The following is a 17,530-nucleotide window of genomic DNA, read 5'->3' on the forward strand; positions in this document are numbered from 1 at the left end:
CGCAAGGCAGGCGTGCTACAGCGCCTCGCTGTGAGTGCGCTGGGCTTGCTTGAGGTAAACCAGCAGTTCCCGCGCCGGCAGCGGCTTGCTGTAAAAATAGCCCTGACCTTCGTGGCAACCCTCGGAAATGATGTACGCCTCTTGCTCGGCGGTCTCCACACCCTCGGCAATCACCTGCATGCCCAGGCTTTTGCCAAGCTGGATGATGGCGCGCACGATCGTCGCGTCGTCATCGTCGTCGAGCAAATCCTGCACGAAGCTCTTGTCGATCTTGATCTTGTCCAGCGGCAGGCTTTTCAGATAACTCAGCGATGAATAACCGGTGCCGAAGTCATCAATGGCGATCAACGCCCCGGAGCGGCGCAGGCTCAACAGGTGCTGGGCGGCGGTGGTGATGTCTTCCATCAGGCCGGTTTCGGTGACTTCAAGCTCCAGACTGCGGGGCGGCAAGCGGTAGATCTGCAGCAGGTTGTTCACCACCCGCGGCAATTCGGCGTGGTGCAGCTGCACGGTGGACAGGTTCACCGCCATGCGCAGGTCGCTGAAGCCTTGATCGTGCCATTCGCGCAGCTGTTTGCAGGCCTGATCCAGCACCCACTCGCCGATGGCGATAATGGTGCCGTTCTGCTCGGCCAACGGGATGAACAGGTCAGGGGGCACGAAGCCGTGTTCCGGGTGAATCCAGCGGATCAGTGCTTCGACGCCGACCACACTGTGGTCGCGGTAGCTGATCTGCGGCTGATAGACCAGATGAAACTGCTCGCGGGCCATGGCTTCGCGCAGGTCCTTCTCCAGCTCACGTCGACGGCGCATCTCGCTGTCGACGCTGGCGATATAAAACTGGTAGCGATTGCGCGAGCGGGTCTTGGCCAGCGTCATGGTCTGTTCGGCTTTCTGCAGCAGCTTCTCGGTGCTGTCGCCATCTTCGGGGAACAGAGTGATGCCGATCGTGGCGCGCAACCGAATCTCTTGCTGATCAACAGCGAACGGCGCCTCCAGATCGTCGAGGATGTTCTGCGCCAGCTCGGCGGCTTCATAGGGCTGTTCGATATCGGCCTGGACCAGCGCGAACTGGTCGCCGCCCAGACGGGCGAGGGCGCCGAGGCGTCCGCTGTGGCCGCGCAATCGATCGGCGAGGGCCAGCAGCAACTGGTCGCCGGCCTGATAGCTGAATTGTTCGTTGATGCCTTTGAAGTCATCCAGCCCGACGCATAACACCGCGACCCGATGCTGCACCTTGCCGGCGTCGACGAGGATTTTGTCCAGTTGCTTCTGCAGTTGCAGCCGGTTGGGCAGCCCGGTGAGGAAGTCGTATTGGGACATCCGCAACAGGCTGGATTCAGCCTCGTGGCGCAGGGTGGTGTTGCGCTCGATGGACGCCAGCAGTTGGTTGGCGGTGTTGACCCAGATCCCCAGCTCGTTTTTTTCGTGGCCTTTGAGCAGGGGCAGTTGGTGTTCGCTGGGGCGGTCGGGGTTGATGGTAGTCAGGTGCTCGATGATTCTCGACAGCGGTTTGGTCAGCAGCCAGTGGTACACCAGGTACAGGACCAGACCCAACGCCAGCGCGCGCAACACGCCGGAGATGAAGATGATCATTGAGTTGGTGAGGAAGGTTTCGCCGTAGGTGGCGGTGTCCAGGGTGATGCGCAGGTCGCCGTAGTATTCGCTGTACGGGCTGCGGCCGACCAGTTGGGTGGTGAAGCTGCGTTCCTGGCCAAGGATCAGATCGGTGAGCCAGCGGGTAGGGGTGACTTCGAGGGCGCGGGATTTCTCGGCGAGCACCGTCTCGTTGGGATGACCAATGGACGCCAGTCGCACCGCTTCGTCCTGAAACAACCCTTCGATGACCTGCATGCCCATTTCCCGGTCCAGGCTGTAGACGGCCTGTGTCGACGGGTCGCGAAACATGTCGAGGATACGCGCTGCGTCCGAAGCAACGGCCTGGCGGGTTTTGTATGCGTCGTAGACGATCTGTGCGCAACTGAGCACGACCCCCACGATCAGCGCTGAAAGCAGCACAACGCGAAGCAGCTTCACCGACAAGCTGTGTTTGAGTTCCAGCTTCAAATGGCCATTCCTTCATCCATGCTGATAGCGGCCTGACTGTGTGCACGCACGGGCAATGCAGGCATTCGGATCAGACGCGTCTGGCTTGCGCCTGACCCCATCAATCGGGAAAACACTTAACAGGCAGACCACTCAGGCTAACCGTACTGTGTCGGTCGTCCGCGGGAAGAACTTGAGCCCAGCCGTTTGAATCAGCACGAAATTTGATATTAGTCGGCTATCGCTTCCAGACAATACATAAACGACAAACAGAAGGCGAAAAAAAAAACCGGACGTGCCGGGCTTTTTTTTATTCGAGCATTCAAGCATTCATCAGGCGGTGAAGCTTTTGCCTTCGAACTGCTCGGCAACGAACTTCCAGTTGACCAGGTTCCAGAACGCCTCGACGTACTTTGGACGCAGGTTACGGTAGTCGATGTAGTAAGCGTGTTCCCAGACGTCGCACGTCAGCAGCGGGGTGTCGCCGCTGGTGATCGGGTTGCCGGCGCCGATGGTGCTGGCCAGTGCCAGGGAACCGTCAGCTTTCTTCACCAGCCAGCCCCAGCCGGAGCCGAACGTGCCGATGGAGGTCTTGCTGAATTCTTCCTTGAACTTGTCGAAGGAACCGAACGCAGCGTTGATTGCATCAGCCAGAGCGCCGGTCGGTTGGCCGCCGGCGTTTGGCGCCAGGCAGTTCCAGTAGAACGTGTGGTTCCAGACTTGAGCGGCGTTGTTGAAGATACCGCCCGAGGACGTCTTGACGATTTCTTCCAGAGTCTTGCCTTCGAACTCGGTGCCTGGCACCAGGTTGTTCAGGTTCACGACGTAGGTGTTGTGGTGCTTGTCGTGGTGGTATTCCAGAGTTTCCTTGGAGATGTGCGGTGCCAGAGCATCATGTGCGTACGGCAGCGGAGGCAATTCAAAAGCCATGGTAATTCTCCTAATCAGGTCAGTTGCGGTTTGCGCAAGGCCGATCACGGGCGGCCAGACAGAACTTACGCTGGCGAGTTTGTACTCTTTGCAGCGCAGGGGCTGGATCATAGCACCGGCCCCGGACCTTAACCACGCAACAACAGTGTGGGATAGAGGTTCCAGAGCATTGCGCTGAAAGCGTAGTGGCAGGCTTGGGTTTTCACGCCGTTCTGATCAATTGCACCGCCACGCTGAACATCATCACCGCGACCATCAGGTCCAGCAGGCGCCAGGTGGCCGGGCGCGCGAGCCACGGCGCCAGCCAGGCGGCGCCGATCGCCAGCGTCGAAAACCACAATACCGAAGCGCTGGCTGCACCGGCCACATAGGCGCCGGGCACCGTTTGCTGCGCGCCGAGCGAGCCGATCAGCAGTACCGTGTCGAGATAAACGTGCGGGTTCAGCAAGGTCACCGCCAGGGCGGTCAGCAATACCGCGCGGCGTGACCGCTGGCCGTCGGTGTCGCCGTTGGCGAGGCTCTGCGGTGACAACGCGCGGCGCAAAGCCATGGCGCCGTACCACAGCAGAAACACCACTCCGCCCCAGCGCGCCACCGCCAGAAGCGTCGGGTTGTGGGCCAGCACATTGGCCAGCCCGAACACGCCGGCGGCCACCAACAGGGCGTCGCACACGATGCACAGCAAGGCCACGGACAGGTGGTGTTCGCGACGCAGACTTTGCGCCAGCACGTAAGCGTTCTGGTTGCCGATGGCCATGATCAGCCCGAGGGAAACCAACAGGCCATTGAGGTAGCTTTGCCACATGATGTCGGGCCTCGATCAGTTCAGGGATGGATGGGATCAGGCGCTCGTCGCCAGTGCGCGCAACGTGCTCATGGCCTCCAGCGCGTCGTCCTTACCCACGAAAAGATGGTCGTGGTAAAAGCCCGCGACCACGTTGCAACTGATGCCCGCCTGCCCCAGGGCGCTGGCGAACGCGGCGGTCAGTCCGACGGCCGCGAGTGAGGAATGGACGGTCAGGGTGATCCAGGCCATGACGTAATCGCTGGCCAGGCCCAAGTGCTGCGCCTGGCTGCGTTCAAGTATGACGGTCAGGCCTTCACGTTCCCGGAAGCTGCCGATCACCTCGACACCTTGCACGTGGCTGCTGTCAGCCACGGTGCAGAACACGTAATCACCTTCGTTCAGTTCGGGGTCCATGCTGCGCAGCAACGCGCTGAGGGAGGTTTCGCCAGTCATTGATATTCGCCGTTTGTTGAGGTGGGCATCAGTCAGTGGTGGCGATTGTCAGTCGAGAGCGAGTATAAGAAAAACCAATAAAGCTCATCACCCATTAGAGAAACTGATGTTCGACTACAAGTTGCTTTCCGCGCTGGCAGCGGTGATCGAGCAAGCCGGCTTCGAGCGTGCTGCGCACGTGCTTGGCCTTTCGCAGTCGGCGGTGTCCCAGCGCATCAAGCTGCTGGAAGCGCGGGTCGGCCAGCCAGTACTGGTCCGGGCGACGCCGCCCACGCCGACAGACATCGGCCGGCGCTTGCTCAACCATGTCCAGCAGGTGCGCTTGCTGGAGCGGGATCTGCAAAGCGTGGTGCCCGCGCTGGACGAAGGCGGCATGCCCGAGCGCCTGCGCATCGCACTGAACGCCGACAGCCTGGCGACCTGGTGGGCCCTCGCGGTCGGGGACTTCTGCGCCGAGCATCGATTGCTCACTGATCTCGTGGTTGAGGATCAGGATGTCGGGCTCAAACGCATGCGCGCCGGTGAAGTGGCCGCGTGTCTGTGCGGCAGTGAACGGCCGGTGGCGGGGGCGCGAAGTGTGTTGCTCGGCGCCATGCGCTACCGGGCGCTGGCCAGCCCTGACTTCATTGGTCGGCATTTCCCGCAGGGCGTGACGCCGCAAGCGGTCGCCCGATCGCCCGCGCTGGTGTTCGGCCCGGATGATTTCCTGCAGCACCGCTACCTCGCTTCGCTGGGCGTCGAAGGCGGATTCGAGCATCATTTGTGTCCCTCGTCCGAAGGCTTCATGCGCATGGTCGAAGCTGGAATGGGCTGGGGACTGGTGCCGGAATTGCAGGTCCGCGGGCAATTGGCGAGCGGTCAACTGGTCGAGTTGCTGGCCGATCACTGCATTGATGTGCCGTTGTACTGGCATCATTGGCGCAATGGCGGTCGCTTGCTGACGGAGCTGACGGACCATCTGGCGAAAAAAGCGGGGCAATGGCTGGTGCCGTTGCAGCCTGAATGAACGTCAGTAGTCGACGCAGCAGATTGTAGGCTCGGTCGCAGAACAGCCGCGGCGATCACTGGCACAAGATGATTAAACGGAGCAGGCAATGAAAATTCTGGTCACCGGCGCAGGCGGCTTCATTGGCGGACGCTTCGCGCGTTTCGCGCTGGAGCAAGGCTTGAACGTCCGGGTCAACGGCCGTCGTGCGGAGGGTGTCGAGCATCTGGTGCGGCGCGGGGCCGAGTTCATCCAGGGCGATCTTTCCGATCCGGAACTCGTTCATGCGCTGTGTGACGACGTCGAAGCCGTGGTCCATTGCGCGGGTGCGGTTGGCACATGGGGACGACGCCAGGACTTCCATCAGGGCAACGTTCAAGTCACCGAAAACGTCGTTGAAGCCTGCCTGAAACAGAGAGTCCGGCGGTTGGTGCATCTGTCCTCGCCCTCGATCTATTTCGATGGCCGATCGCACCTCGATATCCGTGAGGAGCAAGTGCCCAAGCGCTTCGGCAATCACTACGCCGCGACCAAATACCTGGCCGAGCAAAAAGTATTTGGTGCTGAAGAGTTCGGTCTGGAAGTCATCGCCCTGCGTCCTCGTTTTGTGACGGGCGCAGGTGACACGAGCATTTTCCCGCGACTGCTGCAGATGCAGCAGAAGAAGCGGCTGTCGATCATCGGCAATGGCTTGAACAAGGTGGATTTCACCAGCATCCAGAACCTCAATGAAGCGCTGCTCAGCAGCTTGCTGGCGGCGGGTTCGGCGCTGGGCAAGGCCTACAACATCAGTAATGGCGCGCCGGTGCCGCTCTGGGACGTGGTCAATTACGTCATGCGCCAGATGGAATTGCCACCGGTCAGGCGTTATCGGTCTTACGGCCTGGCGTACACCGCGGCGGCCATGAACGAGGCGGCGTGCCTGATCTGGCCCGGGCAACCTGAACCGACGCTGTCGCGCATCGGGATACAGGTGATGAGCCGGGATTTCACGCTTGATATCAATCGCGCCAGGCATTATCTGGATTACCAGCCCGACGTCAGCGTGTGGACCGCCCTCGACGAGTTCTGCGGCTGGTGGAAAGCCCAGCACGGCGGCGCGTTGTAAAAGGCTTCAACATCCGTGGTTATACTGCGAGCCATTCAGATTCAGCGGTTTTTTCAAAGGTAAATCCATGCGCAAAGATCCCTATGACGACGTCGATGACGTCCCGAGCCTCAGCGCCAAAGACGATGACGATGACTTTCTGCCGCCACCGGGTGCCCGCGAGCGCACGACGGTGTATTCCCGTGATACGCCGGTGGTGAAGGTGAAGGCGCCCGGTACCGGTGCGTTGTGGGCGTTGATCTGTGTGCTGTTTATCGCGTTTTGCGGCCTGGGCTGGTGGAGTTTTCAGCAGGTCTCGTTGATGGAGCAGCAGTTGGTGGCGACGCAGGAAAGCTTCGCGCGGATCAGTGAGGAGGCGGCGGGGCGCTTGCAGGATATTTCCGGCAAGGTGGTGGCCACCGAGTCGATGGCGAGCAGCAGCGAGGCGCTGAAGGCGCAGATCAAGCAGTTGCAGGATCAGTTGGCTGATCAGAGCAAGCAACAGCAGGGCGTGGCAGGTTTGCAGGGCGGGCTGGACAAGCGGCTGGAGCAGATCAGTACGCAGAGTGCGCAGCAGCAGGCGGTCAATCAGCAGTTGCAGGATCAGGTGAAGGCCGTGACCACGGAGCTGGCGGCGTTGAAGGCGGCGATGCCGGATGGCAAGTCGGCGCAGTCTGAGCAGGAGCGGCTGGAGTCGCAGTTGAAGGGCTTGAGCGCGGATGTGGCGAGTCTGAAGAAGGCGAATGGCAGTCAGGCGATCGAGCAGCTTGAGCAGGATATGGTGGTGGTGAAAAGTGAGTTGGAGAATCGTCCGGTAGCTGCTTCTTCGGGTGCCAGCACGGCGGAGTTTGATGCGTTTCGTGGTCAGATGACGCGGACGATCAATACGTTGCAGAGTCAGATTCAGACGTTGTCGCAGCAGATTAATGCGCGGGGGCAGTAGATCAAAGGCGTCGGCCTAACGGCCTCGGGTTTCGCCTTCGGCGAGTTACTTGGAAAAGCACCCCAAGTAACCAAGGGTGCCTGCTCCTGGTTGGGCCCTTCCTTCGTCAGGGTTCCCTCACTCCGGTCCCGCTCCGTGGGCCCGCGCCGAACGGACATCCATGTCCTGACGGCGCTCTCGCCGCATCCCTGCGGCTCGGCCCACTGCGCGAGACCTGCGTTCAGCCTGCACCCAAGTCGCGTTTGGCGGTGACTGGGCTTTTTGCGCAGGAAGATCAAAAGCAAATCAAAAGCAGATCAAAAGCTTCCCGGCTGAAGCCGGTCCTACTTGTTGTACGGGTCTTTGCACGCTGATCGTTCCCACGCTCCGCGTGGGCATGCATCCCGTGACGCTCCGCGTCACCTGAAGCCGGTCCCACTGACTGCACGCATCGCTTTTCGTGGGACCGGCTTTAGCCGGGAAGGGGCCAGTGAGTGCGCCATCAGTTTTATGGTTAAAACCGGCCTGATGGTTCCCATGCTCCGCGTGGGAATAAAGCCCGCGCCGCTCCGCGTCCTTCCTGCTTACAGCGTCGGGTAATCCACATAGCCTTCGGCGCCTTTGGCGTAGAAGGTTTCGGGATGAGCTTCGTTCAGCGGGGCATCCTTGGCCAGACGTGCCGGCAGGTCGGGATTGGCGATGAAGGGCACGCCGAAGGCGACGGCATCCGCCTTGCCGCTCGCCAGCCAGGCGTTGGCGCTTTCTTTGGTGAATTTCTCGTTGGCGATGAACACTCCGCCGAACGCTTCTTTCAGGCGTGGGCCCAGGCTGTCGTCGAGTTCACGTTCGCGGGCGCAGATGAACGCGATGCCGCGTTTGCCCAATTCGCGGGCGACGTAGGTGAAGGTCTCTGCCAGGTTGGCGTCGCCCATGTCGTGCGCGTCAGCGCGGGGTGCCAGGTGCACGCCGACACGGCCAGCGCCCCAGACGTCAACGGCGGCGTCGGTCACTTCCAGCAGCAGGCGTGCGCGGTTTTCCAGCGAGCCGCCGTAGGCATCGGTGCGGGTGTTGGTGCTGGTCTGCAGGAACTGGTCGAGCAGGTAACCGTTGGCGCCGTGGATCTCTACGCCGTCAAAGCCGGCGGCCTTGGCGTTCTCGGCACCGACGCGGTAGGCGTCGACGATCTCTTCGATTTCAGCCAGTTCCAGTGCGCGAGGGATGACGAAGTCAGACAGCGGACGCACCAGGCTCACGTGGCCTTTTGGCTGGATGGCGCTCGGTGCGACCGGGGTTTCGCCGTTCAGGTAAGTCGGGTGGGAAACGCGACCCACGTGCCACAGTTGCAGCACGATCTTGCCACCGGCGGCATGCACGGCTTTGGTGACGTTGGCCCAGCCGCGCACTTGATCGTTCGACCAGATGCCCGGGGTGTCGGGGTAGCCAACGCCCATGGGCATGACCGAAGTGGCTTCGCTGATGATCAGACCAGCCGAGGCGCGCTGAACGTAATACTCGGCCATCATCGCGTTGGGCACGCGGCCTTCGTCGGCGCGGCAGCGGGTCAGCGGCGCCATGATGATGCGGTTGGTCAGTTCCAGGTCACCCATCTTGATCGGGTCAAAAATCGTAGTCATCGTGAAATCCTTAGTGCAGTCGGTAAAAGGTGGATCCGCAGGTTTCAAATTCGGGGAATCAGTTGGTCACAGGGGCCATTTCGACATCGTTGCGCTGACGGAAATTGATCAACGTAACCAGTAGCGCCAGCACCGCCAGAACGCCAGCAGCCAGAGGCACGGTGGTCAGGCCGAAGCCATGGGCGATGACGCTGCCGCCGACCCAGGCGCCCAGCGCATTGCCCACGTTGAAGGCGCCGATGTTCAGGGTGGACACCAGATTGGGCGCGGCCTTGCCGAAGGTCACCACGTTGATCTGCAAGGCAGGCACGGCGGCGAACGCAGCGGTGGCCCAGAGGAACAGGGTGATTTCAGCCGGGATCAGCGCCGTGCTGGTCCAGCTCAGCACCGTGGAGATCACTGCCATGGCGATGAACACGCCGATTAGCGTGGCGGCCAGTCGGCGGTCGGCGAGTTTGCCGCCGATGATATTGCCCAGCGTCAGGCCGAGGCCGATGAGCATCAGCGTCCAGGTCACGCCCAGCGGCGAGACGCCGGTGACTTCGCCCAACAGTGGCGCAACGTAGGTGAAGAGGGCGAACACAGAGGCGGCGAACAGCGCGGTCATGCTCAGCGACAGCCAGATGCCCACGCCTTTGAGCGCGGCCAGCTCGGCGCGCATGTCGAGTTTCTCTTCATCGCGCTTGCTCGGCAGGAAGCGAATCAGGCCGATGAAGGCGATGACGCCAATCACCGTCACCGCGAAGAAGGTCGAGCGCCAGCCGGCCTGTTGTCCCAGTGCAGTGCCCAACGGGACGCCGAGGACGTTGGCCAGGGTCAGGCCGGTGAACATCAGCGCGACGGCCGAAGCGCGACGATTGGCCGGGACCAGATTTGCCGCTACCACCGACCCGATGCCGAAGAACGCGCCATGGCACAGCGCGGTGACCACGCGGGCGAACATCAGAATGTTGTAGTCCGCCGCCAGCGCGCAGAGCAGATTGCCGATGATGAAGACGCCCATCAACGTGACCAATGCGCCTTTGCGCGGCAACTTGGCGGTGGCCATCGCCATGAACGGCGCGCCGATTGCAACGCCCAGGGCGTAGCCGGTCACCAGCCAGCCGGCACCGGGAATGCTGACGCCCAGATCGCTGGCGACGTCGGGAAGCAAGCCCATGATGACGAATTCGGTCGTCCCGATGGCAAAGGCGCTCAGGGCCAGAATGAGTAGTGAAAGGGGCACGTTGCGTCTCCTGGATGTGGGGCGAAGGGCTCAGAGCCGCTGCGTCAGTTGCTGCAAGAACGCCTGAATGACGTCTTCGTTGCGCTTGAAAAAATGCCACTGGCCGTGTTTCTGGTTGGTGATCAGACCGGCCCTTTGCAATGTGGCCAGATGGGCAGAAACGGTCGACTGCGACAGACCGGCGCGCTGGTCGATCTGCCCCGCACACACACCGCCATCAATGGTGTGACGCTGATCGGGGAAAGTCGTAACCGGGTCTTTGAGCCAGTCCAGAATCTGCCGGCGAACCGGGTGGGCGAGGGCTTTGATGATTTCGTCGATATCGATGTCAGTAGGCATGTCGTGCTCAGTGCAGGTGCGCTGTATCGCGATGGGGCGAACCTTATATCTATAAATCGCGATATACAAATATGAATAAGTGCTTAGGACGGGCTGGTTCGTTATATCGGGTTATAACGATATGGCGCTGGGCTGATCTGTTGGTAGAGCGTTGACGGGCATTCCCGCTTTACAGGCGCAGGGAATGTGGCGACTGTACGAGCGTCATTGCGCATGAGTCCCCGCACATTCGGCGGACTCAGGCGCAGAAAAAAGGCTCGCAGCAATAGGCAACAACCATGAATTACCTCGCACACCTGCACCTCGGCGGGCAGACGCCGGCCCAATTGCTGGGCAGCCTGTACGGCGACTTCGTAAAAGGCCTGCTGCCGGGGCGCTTCTCGGCAGACATCGAAAGCGCGATTCGTCTGCACCGGCGAATCGATGCATTCACTGATTCGCACCCGCTTATCAAGCAGGCACTGGGGCGTTTTCCCGATGGCCGTCGTCGCTATGCCGGCATTGCTCTGGATGTGTTTTTCGACCATTGCCTAGCGCGGGACTGGCACCTGTATTCCGACGAGCCGCTGGATGGCTTCACGCGTAAGGTTTACCGCGTGCTGGCCGAAGAGCCCGCGTTGCCGGAGCGTCTCGCGTTGATTGCGCCTCGCATGGCGGCGCAGGACTGGCTGGGTTCGTACCGTGAATTTTCGGTGGTGGGTGATGCGCTGGCTGGCATCTCGCGTCGCCTGACACGGCCGGAAGGGCTGGCCGGGGTCAACCAAGAGTTGCACGCGCTGTATCGACCACTGAGTGACGATTTCAGCGCGTTTTATCCTGAACTTCAGGCGTTTGCTCAGGCGGCCTTGGCGGCGGAACGCACCATCGCCGGTTGAACCGCCTCACCGAACAGCGCGACCTGTACCGCCTGCTGCGCTTCGAACGCCAGCGCTGCGCGTTCTTTCCCCTGGGAAGCGATTGGCGAGAGGAGCTGGATATGCACTTCACTCACTTCATTTGCGAACAGCCGACGCAGGTGTGAGAGCAGGTCGTCGTCGCCTATGAACGGCGCGATCTGATCCGGCTGGCCGTCCCGCACGTATTGAATGGCAACAGGCTGTACCGGCACGCCGGTTTCAATGGCGCTCGACAACAGGCGGCCGTGGAAGGTACGCAAGCTACGACCGTCGGTGGTGGTGCCCTCGGGGAAGATCACCAGCGAATGCCTGCCCAGCAAGTGCTGGCCCATCTGCTTCTGAATCAGCTTGCTGTCGCCCGAGCCCCGGCGAATGAACAGTGTGCCGGCTTTCAAGGCCAGCCAGCCCGCCACCGGCCAGGTGCGCACTTCGGCCTTGGACAGGAACGACAGCGGCGCCAGCATGCCCAGCAGCGGGATGTCGGTCCACGACACGTGATTGCTCACCCACAACATCGGCTCGCTCGGCAGCTTGCCGCTGACGGTCACGCGAAACGGCAGCGCGGCACTCAGGCGCGCCATGAGCCAGGCTGTCCAGCGCTGGCGACGGGCCATGGAATTGCCGATGCGCAGGCGTTCCATCAGGGCAAAGGTGCCGGCGATGCTCAAGCCCAGCGCAATCACCCAGAGCACCCGCACCACGCGCGCATGACTGCGCCAGGTGCTCATCACACCGCTGCCTTGAAGTGGCGAGCATAGCGTGGGCACAGCTCGTCGCGCTTGAGAAGGATGAAGACGTCGGCGACCTGGAAATCTTCGTCCCAGCACGGCTCGCCACAGATCTTCGCGCCCAGGCGCATGTAAGCCTTGAGCAGGGGCGGCATCTCGCAGATCACGTTGTTGGGCAGGTCCAGCGTCGGCAGGGGATTCTTCGGTTCGGCGCGCAGGTGTTCGTTGCACAGATAACGTTCGCGCAGGCGTTGCATGATCGCGTGGGCCTGAATGCCGCCGTCCTGCATCGGAATGCTGGCGCAGCCCATCAGGTAGCTGTAGCCGCCTTCGTTGAGGATCTCGGCCAGTTCGCTCCAGAGTACGGCGATGGTGCCGCCGTTGCGGTAGGAGGGATCGACACAGGTCCGGCCCAATTCCAGGATCGGGCCCTGTAAATGGCGCAGGCCGTGCAGGCTGAATTCTTCTTCGCTGTAGAATTTGCCCAGGGTGCTGGCGGCCTTGTGGTCAAGCAAACGGGTGGTGGCTACCAGGCGACCGCTGCTCAGATCGCGCACGCCGATGTGCATGCAGTGAACGTCGTAATCATCGATATCCAGGCCCAGCTCGGCGCCCTTGAGCCTGGCGTTGAATTCGCCACTGAACACACTGAAGCGCAAAGCCTGTGCTTCCTGCAGGGCCTTATCACCGGTCAGGCGTTCTGCCTGCAGGCGACGTTCGGTTCGGGTGTCTCGAATGCTGGCGATCTGAGTCATGCGGCATCTCCGTAATCCCGCCTTCGTCCAGGCGGGTCGACTGATTGTTCGAGCATTGCTGTACGAATTCAGGCTAGGGAGGGGCCGTGTCACGACCATTAAGCTTTGGTGATGGTTGCGTGACAGGGGTTTGCGTTCAATGGGCTGTCATCATTGCCTGCTAGGTTGCCTGCATCCGAGCCCGAGTCCCCTCCATGACCCGTCTGCTGTTCACCCTTGCGCTGGTCCTCATCAGCTGTTCGGCCGCTGCCGAAACCTGGCCTGCGCCGGATTGGTCCGAGCGACTGCTCAATCGAAATAATGCAGTCACCGCTCTGGACAGCTATGCCTTCCCGGCCCGCGACGAAGCCTCCCGCGAAGGCGTGCGCACAGACGCGCTGCTGATCATTCACGACGGTGAAGTGGTGTATGAACGCTACGGCGGCGTGACCCGTGCAGACACCCCGCACCTGACTTGGTCGATCAGCAAAAGCATTCTGGCGAGCGTGCTGGGCGTCGCCTTTGGTGAAGGCCGTTTCAAGCTTGAAGACGCCGTCGCCAGGTTCTACCCGCCTTTCAGCGCGCATCCCGATATCAAACTTCAGGACCTGCTGCACTGGGCTTCGGGGCTCGACTGGCAGGAAGATTATGAATACGCGCCGCTCAACTCGTCGGTCGTCGCGATGCTCTATACCCGAGGGCGGGGCGACATGGCGCGATACACCGCTGAGCACGGCACCGCCAGTGCGCCGGGCACTTCATACCGCTATTCCAGCGGCGACAGCACCGTCCTCGCCGCTGCGCTGAAAGGCATGGTGGGTGAACGCGCCTACGCTGATTACCCCTGGACCGCCTTGTTCGACCCGCTGGGCATCACCAGCGCCACATGGGAGCGCGACGCCACCGGCACTTTTGTCGGGTCGTCCTACGCGTACATGACGGCCCGTGACCTTGCGCGCATCGGTCTGCTGATGGAACGCGGCGGACGCTGGCAAGACCGCCAGTTGATGCCCAAGGCCTGGGTTGATTTCAACCTGACGCCGTTCAAATCCCTTACCCAGACCCCGGCCGATGAAGCCCCCGGCGGTCACTGGTGGCTGAACAAGACCGCCGACGGCAACCTCGGTCCGTGGCCCGACGCACCTCCCGACACCTTCGCCGCACTCGGCCATTGGGGGCAGGCGCTGTACGTGATCCCCAGCGCGAAGCTGGTGATCGTTCGCTACGCCGACGATCGCGACGGCACTTATGACCACAACCAGTTGCTCAAGCTGGCGCTGAAGGCCGTGGCCGGGGAGGGTAATCAATGAACGCTCGCAAGGCATTCATCCGACGCCGCCCGTTCCGCAGCTTCTTCATACTGGTGCTGCTGATCATTGCCGGCCTGATATGGGACTGGCGCGTTCAGCTGCAGGTATTCCCCAGCATCATCAGCGCCTACACCGCCAAAGAATATTGCTCGTGCCGCTTCGTCATGGATAACCCTGCAAACTATTGCCGCCGCTACGTGAAGCAGTGGCTGCCGAGCACCCTCGACGAAGACGCGCTGAACAAGCGCATCACTGCGACAGGGCTGGGCCGCGAGAGCGCAGCGCAGTGGGAGGGCCCGCGCCAGGGCTGTCGTTTGTCGCCGCCGGTGCCGTAGAACGTTGAAGTTTGCGTGCGGTCAGACAGCCGGATAGGGTTGCGCATCGCACCCTCTGGAGTCCGCATGTCCATTCGCCTTCCCACCTCGCTTGCCCTCGCGGTCCTCGTCGCTGACGCCTCTGCTTTGAACGCCCGGCCGGCCCGCTCATGAGGGGCGCGATTTTTCCGTGGCGCGAGGAAAACCAGTTCAACCTGCTGATCGACGGCCCGGCGTTCTTCCCGCGCATGATCGCTGCGATTGAAGGCGCGCAGCAGCAAATCGAGCTCGAACTGTATCTGGTGGAAGCCGGGGCCTGCGCCGAGGCGATCGTGCAGGCGCTGGTCGGTGCGGCGAATCGCGGGGTCATCGTGAGGTGTCTGTTCGATGGTTTCGGCGCCGCGGCGTTCACGATCAGTCTGCGCAAGCGCCTGACCGACGCTGGCGTGATTCTGCGTTTCTATAATCCCGTCCATTGGCGGCGTGGCTTTCGAAACCTCTACCGCGACCACCGCAAACTGCTGCTGGTCGACAAAGAGCTGGCGGTGGTGGGCGGGACGGGTGTCACCGACGAGTTCTGGCGCCCGGACCTGAACAGCAGCGAGTGGCATGAGGTGATGGTCGAGATTCGCGGGCCGCTGGTGATCGACTGGCAAGCGTTGTTCGACCGCCAGTTCCACGCCAACCCTCGGCGGCGAGCATGGCGGCCTGCGGAAAACTTCGGTCTGCCGCGTCTGCCCAAGGCACCCGTCAGCGGGAATGGGCTGGGTCGTGTGGCCTATGCCGATTCCCGTCAGCACCGGGATATCGTGCAGTCACTGGTGCGTGCACTGAACACCAGCAAGACGCGCATCTGGCTGGCGACGCCGTATTTCCTGCCGACCTGGAAAGTCCGCCGTGCCTTGCGCCGAGCGGCCTCTCGGGGCGTCGATGTGCGCCTGCTGCTCACCGGTCCGCGCACCGATCACCCTTCGGTTCGCTACGCTGGCCACCGTTATTACCCGCGCTTGCTCAAGGCCGGGGTGCAAATCTTCGAATACCAGCCGTGCTTCCTGCACTTGAAGATGGTGCTGATCGACGACTGGGTCAGCGTCGGCTCATGCAACTTCGATCACTGGAACCTGCGCTTCAACCTGGAAGCCAACCTCGAAGCGATCGACCCCGCGCTGACCCGTGCCGTGGCCGCCAGCTTCACCCAGGATTTTGCCGTGAGCAGTGAAATCACCCTGGACGGCTGGAAATCCAGACCGCTGTGGCGACGGGTTCAGGAACGCGTATGGGGATGGCTGGATCGGCTGGTGGTGAACGTGCTGGATCGGCGGGGGTAAACGCCTCCGCAACCATCGCCCACAAAAAAGCCCGACATGCAGGTCGGGCTTTTTCGTTTTAGCGATTGAAACGCTTACTGCACTTCCACCGCCAGGCTTTCACTGATCTTCTTCTGCCAGATGGCGGGGCCGGTGATGTGAACCGACTCGCCCTTGCTGTCGACGGCAACCGTGACGGGCATGTCCTTGACCTCGAACTCGTAGATCGCTTCCATGCCCAGCTCCGGGAACGCCAGCACTTGCGACTTCTTGATCGCCTGAGCGACCAGATAAGCGGCGCCGCCAACGGCCATCAGGTAAACCGCTTTGTTGTCCTTGATCGCCTCGATGGCGGTCGGGCCGCGCTCGGATTTGCCGATCATACCCAACAGGCCGGTCTGCTCAAGGATCTGGCGGGTGAACTTGTCCATCCGCGTCGCGGTGGTCGGCCCGGCAGGCCCCACCACTTCGTCACCGACCGGATCAACCGGGCCGACGTAATAGATGAAGCGGCCCTTCAGGTCTACCGGCAGGGTTTCGCCCTTGTTCAGCATCTCGACCATGCGCTTGTGCGCAGCATCGCGACCGGTGAGCATTTTGCCGTTGAGCAGGACGGTTTCGCCCGGCTTCCAGCTCTGCACGTCTTGCGGCGTCAGCGTGTCGAGGTTGACACGGCGCGCCGACGGGCCGGCTTCCCAGACGATCTCGGGGTAGGCGTCCAGCGGTGGCGCTTCCAGCGAAGCCGGGCCGGAGCCGTCGAGGACGAAGTGGGCATGGCGGGTGGCGGCGCAGTTAGGGATCATGCAGACCGGCAAGGACGCTGCGTGGGTCGGGTAATCCATGATCTTGACGTCTAGCACGGTGGTCAGACCGCCGAGGCCCTGGGCGCCGATGCCCAGCTGGTTGACCTTCTCGAACAGCTCCAGACGCATTTCTTCCAGACGGTTCGACGGGCCGCGCGCCTTGAGCTCGTGGATGTCGATGGATTCCATCAAGACTTCCTTGGCCATGACCGCCGCTTTCTCGGCCGTACCGCCGATGCCGATGCCGAGCATGCCGGGTGGGCACCAGCCGGCGCCCATGGTCGGCACGGTTTTCAGCACCCAGTCGACGATGGAGTCGGACGGGTTGAGCATCGCCATTTTCGATTTGTTTTCCGAACCGCCGCCCTTGGCCGCCACGTCCACTTCCACGGTATTACCCGGAACGATGGAGTAGTGAATGACCGCAGGTGTGTTGTCCTTGGTGTTCTTGCGGGCGCCGGCCGGATCGGCGAGGATCGAGGCGCGCAGGACGTTTTCCGGCAGGTTGTAGGCGCGACGCACGCCTTCGTTGATCATGTCGTCCAGGCCCATGGTCGCGCCATCCCAGCGCACGTCCATGCCGACGCGGACGAACACGGTCACAATGCCGGTGTCCTGGCAGATTGGCCGGTGACCGGTGGCGCACATGCGCGAATTGATCAGGATCTGGGCCATGGAGTCGCGTGCGGCGGGCGACTCTTCTCGCAGGTAGGCCTCGTGCATGGCCTGGATGAAATCAACGGGGTGGTAGTAAGAAATGAACTGCAAGGCGTCAGCGACACTCTGGATCAGGTCATCTTGCTTGATCACGGTCATTGGGCGCGCTCCTCTGATTTGGCGGGAACATTCGAATTGCGGGTGGCGACGGGACCGCTTGGGCCGGATGAAAGCATCTTGATCAGGCGTCAGACAGCCGGGCAACACCTCGGCAGGCCGGGGTAAAAAAGGCGCGGCAGTATAACCCGAGGTCAAATAAGGTACATCTGCCGAGCGCCAATCAATGGTCGAACATCGTACAACGTATATACCG

17 protein-coding genes are annotated in these 17,530 nt (G+C 61.8%); 7 read left to right on the forward strand and 10 right to left on the reverse strand.

What is annotated here, in order from left to right; all coding sequences use genetic code 11:
• Window positions 1-15: 15 nt before the first annotated feature.
• From BBI10_RS23530 to BBI10_RS23545, 4 genes are all read right to left on the reverse strand, one after another.
• Entirely contained in the window at window positions 16-2,067 is a 2,052-nt protein-coding gene (locus BBI10_RS23530; protein ID WP_065992207.1) for a putative bifunctional diguanylate cyclase/phosphodiesterase, read from the reverse strand.
• A gap of 312 nt (window positions 2,068-2,379) precedes the next feature.
• Window positions 2,380-2,976: a superoxide dismutase gene (locus BBI10_RS23535; protein ID WP_065992213.1), complete on the reverse strand. Its 597-nt coding sequence runs from the start codon at window positions 2,974-2,976 to the stop codon at window positions 2,380-2,382.
• 202 nt (window positions 2,977-3,178) lie between these two features.
• Complete coding sequence (locus BBI10_RS23540; RefSeq protein ID WP_065992214.1) at window positions 3,179-3,781, reverse strand: LysE/ArgO family amino acid transporter; 603 nt, start codon at window positions 3,779-3,781, stop codon at window positions 3,179-3,181.
• Window positions 3,782-3,817: 36 nt separating this feature from the next.
• A complete protein-coding gene (locus BBI10_RS23545) occupies window positions 3,818-4,216 on the reverse strand; it encodes an ACT domain-containing protein (protein ID WP_065992215.1) in 399 nt (132 codons plus the stop codon).
• Window positions 4,217-4,322: 106 nt separating this feature from the next.
• On the opposite strand from BBI10_RS23545, the gene BBI10_RS23550 reads away from it, so the two are divergent.
• The 3 genes from BBI10_RS23550 to BBI10_RS23560 all read left to right on the forward strand — a co-directional run bounded on the left by BBI10_RS23550 (window position 4,323) and on the right by BBI10_RS23560 (window position 7,231).
• Window positions 4,323-5,222, forward strand: a complete 900-nt coding sequence (locus BBI10_RS23550; protein WP_065992216.1) for a LysR family transcriptional regulator ArgP — start codon at window positions 4,323-4,325, stop codon at window positions 5,220-5,222.
• An 88-nt stretch (window positions 5,223-5,310) separates the two neighbouring features.
• Window positions 5,311-6,309, forward strand: coding sequence for an NAD-dependent epimerase/dehydratase family protein (locus BBI10_RS23555; RefSeq protein WP_065992217.1), 999 nt, complete (start codon window positions 5,311-5,313; stop codon window positions 6,307-6,309).
• 67 nt (window positions 6,310-6,376) lie between these two features.
• The gene (locus BBI10_RS23560; RefSeq protein WP_065992218.1) at window positions 6,377-7,231 is read left to right on the forward strand and encodes an ATPase; all 855 of its coding nucleotides are present in this window, start codon (window positions 6,377-6,379) and stop codon (window positions 7,229-7,231) included.
• 563 nt (window positions 7,232-7,794) lie between these two features.
• Here BBI10_RS23560 and BBI10_RS23565 read toward each other — a convergent pair.
• The 3 genes from BBI10_RS23565 to BBI10_RS23575 are packed head-to-tail and all read right to left on the reverse strand — an operon-like array spanning window position 7,795 to window position 10,408.
• On the reverse strand, window positions 7,795-8,844 hold the full coding sequence (locus BBI10_RS23565) for an alkene reductase (RefSeq protein WP_065992220.1): 1,050 nt from the start codon (window positions 8,842-8,844) through the stop codon (window positions 7,795-7,797).
• Window positions 8,845-8,902: 58 nt separating this feature from the next.
• Window positions 8,903-10,069 (reverse strand): MFS transporter, encoded by a 1,167-nt coding sequence (locus tag BBI10_RS23570; RefSeq protein WP_065992222.1) that lies wholly within the window; start codon window positions 10,067-10,069, stop codon window positions 8,903-8,905.
• A 30-nt stretch (window positions 10,070-10,099) separates the two neighbouring features.
• A complete protein-coding gene (locus BBI10_RS23575; RefSeq protein ID WP_065992224.1) occupies window positions 10,100-10,408 on the reverse strand; it encodes an ArsR/SmtB family transcription factor in 309 nt (102 codons plus the stop codon).
• Window positions 10,409-10,686: 278 nt separating this feature from the next.
• Between BBI10_RS23575 and BBI10_RS23580 the strand changes: the two genes are divergently transcribed.
• A complete protein-coding gene (locus tag BBI10_RS23580; protein ID WP_065992226.1) occupies window positions 10,687-11,283 on the forward strand; it encodes an ACP phosphodiesterase in 597 nt (198 codons plus the stop codon).
• Here the strand turns inward: BBI10_RS23580 and BBI10_RS23585 are convergent.
• Window positions 11,244-12,032, reverse strand: a complete 789-nt coding sequence (locus BBI10_RS23585) for a lysophospholipid acyltransferase family protein (protein ID WP_065992228.1) — start codon at window positions 12,030-12,032, stop codon at window positions 11,244-11,246. The two genes, BBI10_RS23580 and BBI10_RS23585, sit on opposite strands and share 40 nt — an antisense overlap.
• The gene (gene olsB, locus BBI10_RS23590) at window positions 12,032-12,787 is read right to left on the reverse strand and encodes an L-ornithine N(alpha)-acyltransferase (protein ID WP_065992230.1); all 756 of its coding nucleotides are present in this window, start codon (window positions 12,785-12,787) and stop codon (window positions 12,032-12,034) included. Before olsB ends, BBI10_RS23585 begins: the two co-directional genes overlap by 1 nt.
• A gap of 194 nt (window positions 12,788-12,981) precedes the next feature.
• Between olsB and BBI10_RS23595 the strand changes: the two genes are divergently transcribed.
• The 3 genes from BBI10_RS23595 (at window position 12,982) to BBI10_RS23605 (ending at window position 15,718) form a co-directional block, all read left to right on the forward strand.
• Window positions 12,982-14,076: a serine hydrolase domain-containing protein gene (locus BBI10_RS23595; RefSeq protein WP_065992232.1), complete on the forward strand. Its 1,095-nt coding sequence runs from the start codon at window positions 12,982-12,984 to the stop codon at window positions 14,074-14,076.
• On the forward strand, window positions 14,073-14,411 hold the full coding sequence (locus BBI10_RS23600) for an amidase (protein ID WP_065992234.1): 339 nt from the start codon (window positions 14,073-14,075) through the stop codon (window positions 14,409-14,411). Before BBI10_RS23595 ends, BBI10_RS23600 begins: the two co-directional genes overlap by 4 nt.
• A gap of 149 nt (window positions 14,412-14,560) precedes the next feature.
• A complete protein-coding gene (locus BBI10_RS23605) occupies window positions 14,561-15,718 on the forward strand; it encodes a phospholipase D-like domain-containing protein (protein WP_065992236.1) in 1,158 nt (385 codons plus the stop codon).
• Between the two features lie 74 nt (window positions 15,719-15,792).
• Here the strand turns inward: BBI10_RS23605 and BBI10_RS23610 are convergent, their stop codons facing one another.
• Entirely contained in the window at window positions 15,793-17,316 is a 1,524-nt protein-coding gene (locus BBI10_RS23610; protein ID WP_065992238.1) for a fumarate hydratase, read from the reverse strand.
• Between the last annotated feature and the right edge of the window lie 214 nt (window positions 17,317-17,530).

The organism is Pseudomonas graminis (assembly GCF_001705435.1).
In the GTDB taxonomy this organism is placed as follows: Bacteria; Pseudomonadota; Gammaproteobacteria; order Pseudomonadales; family Pseudomonadaceae; genus Aquipseudomonas; species Aquipseudomonas graminis_B.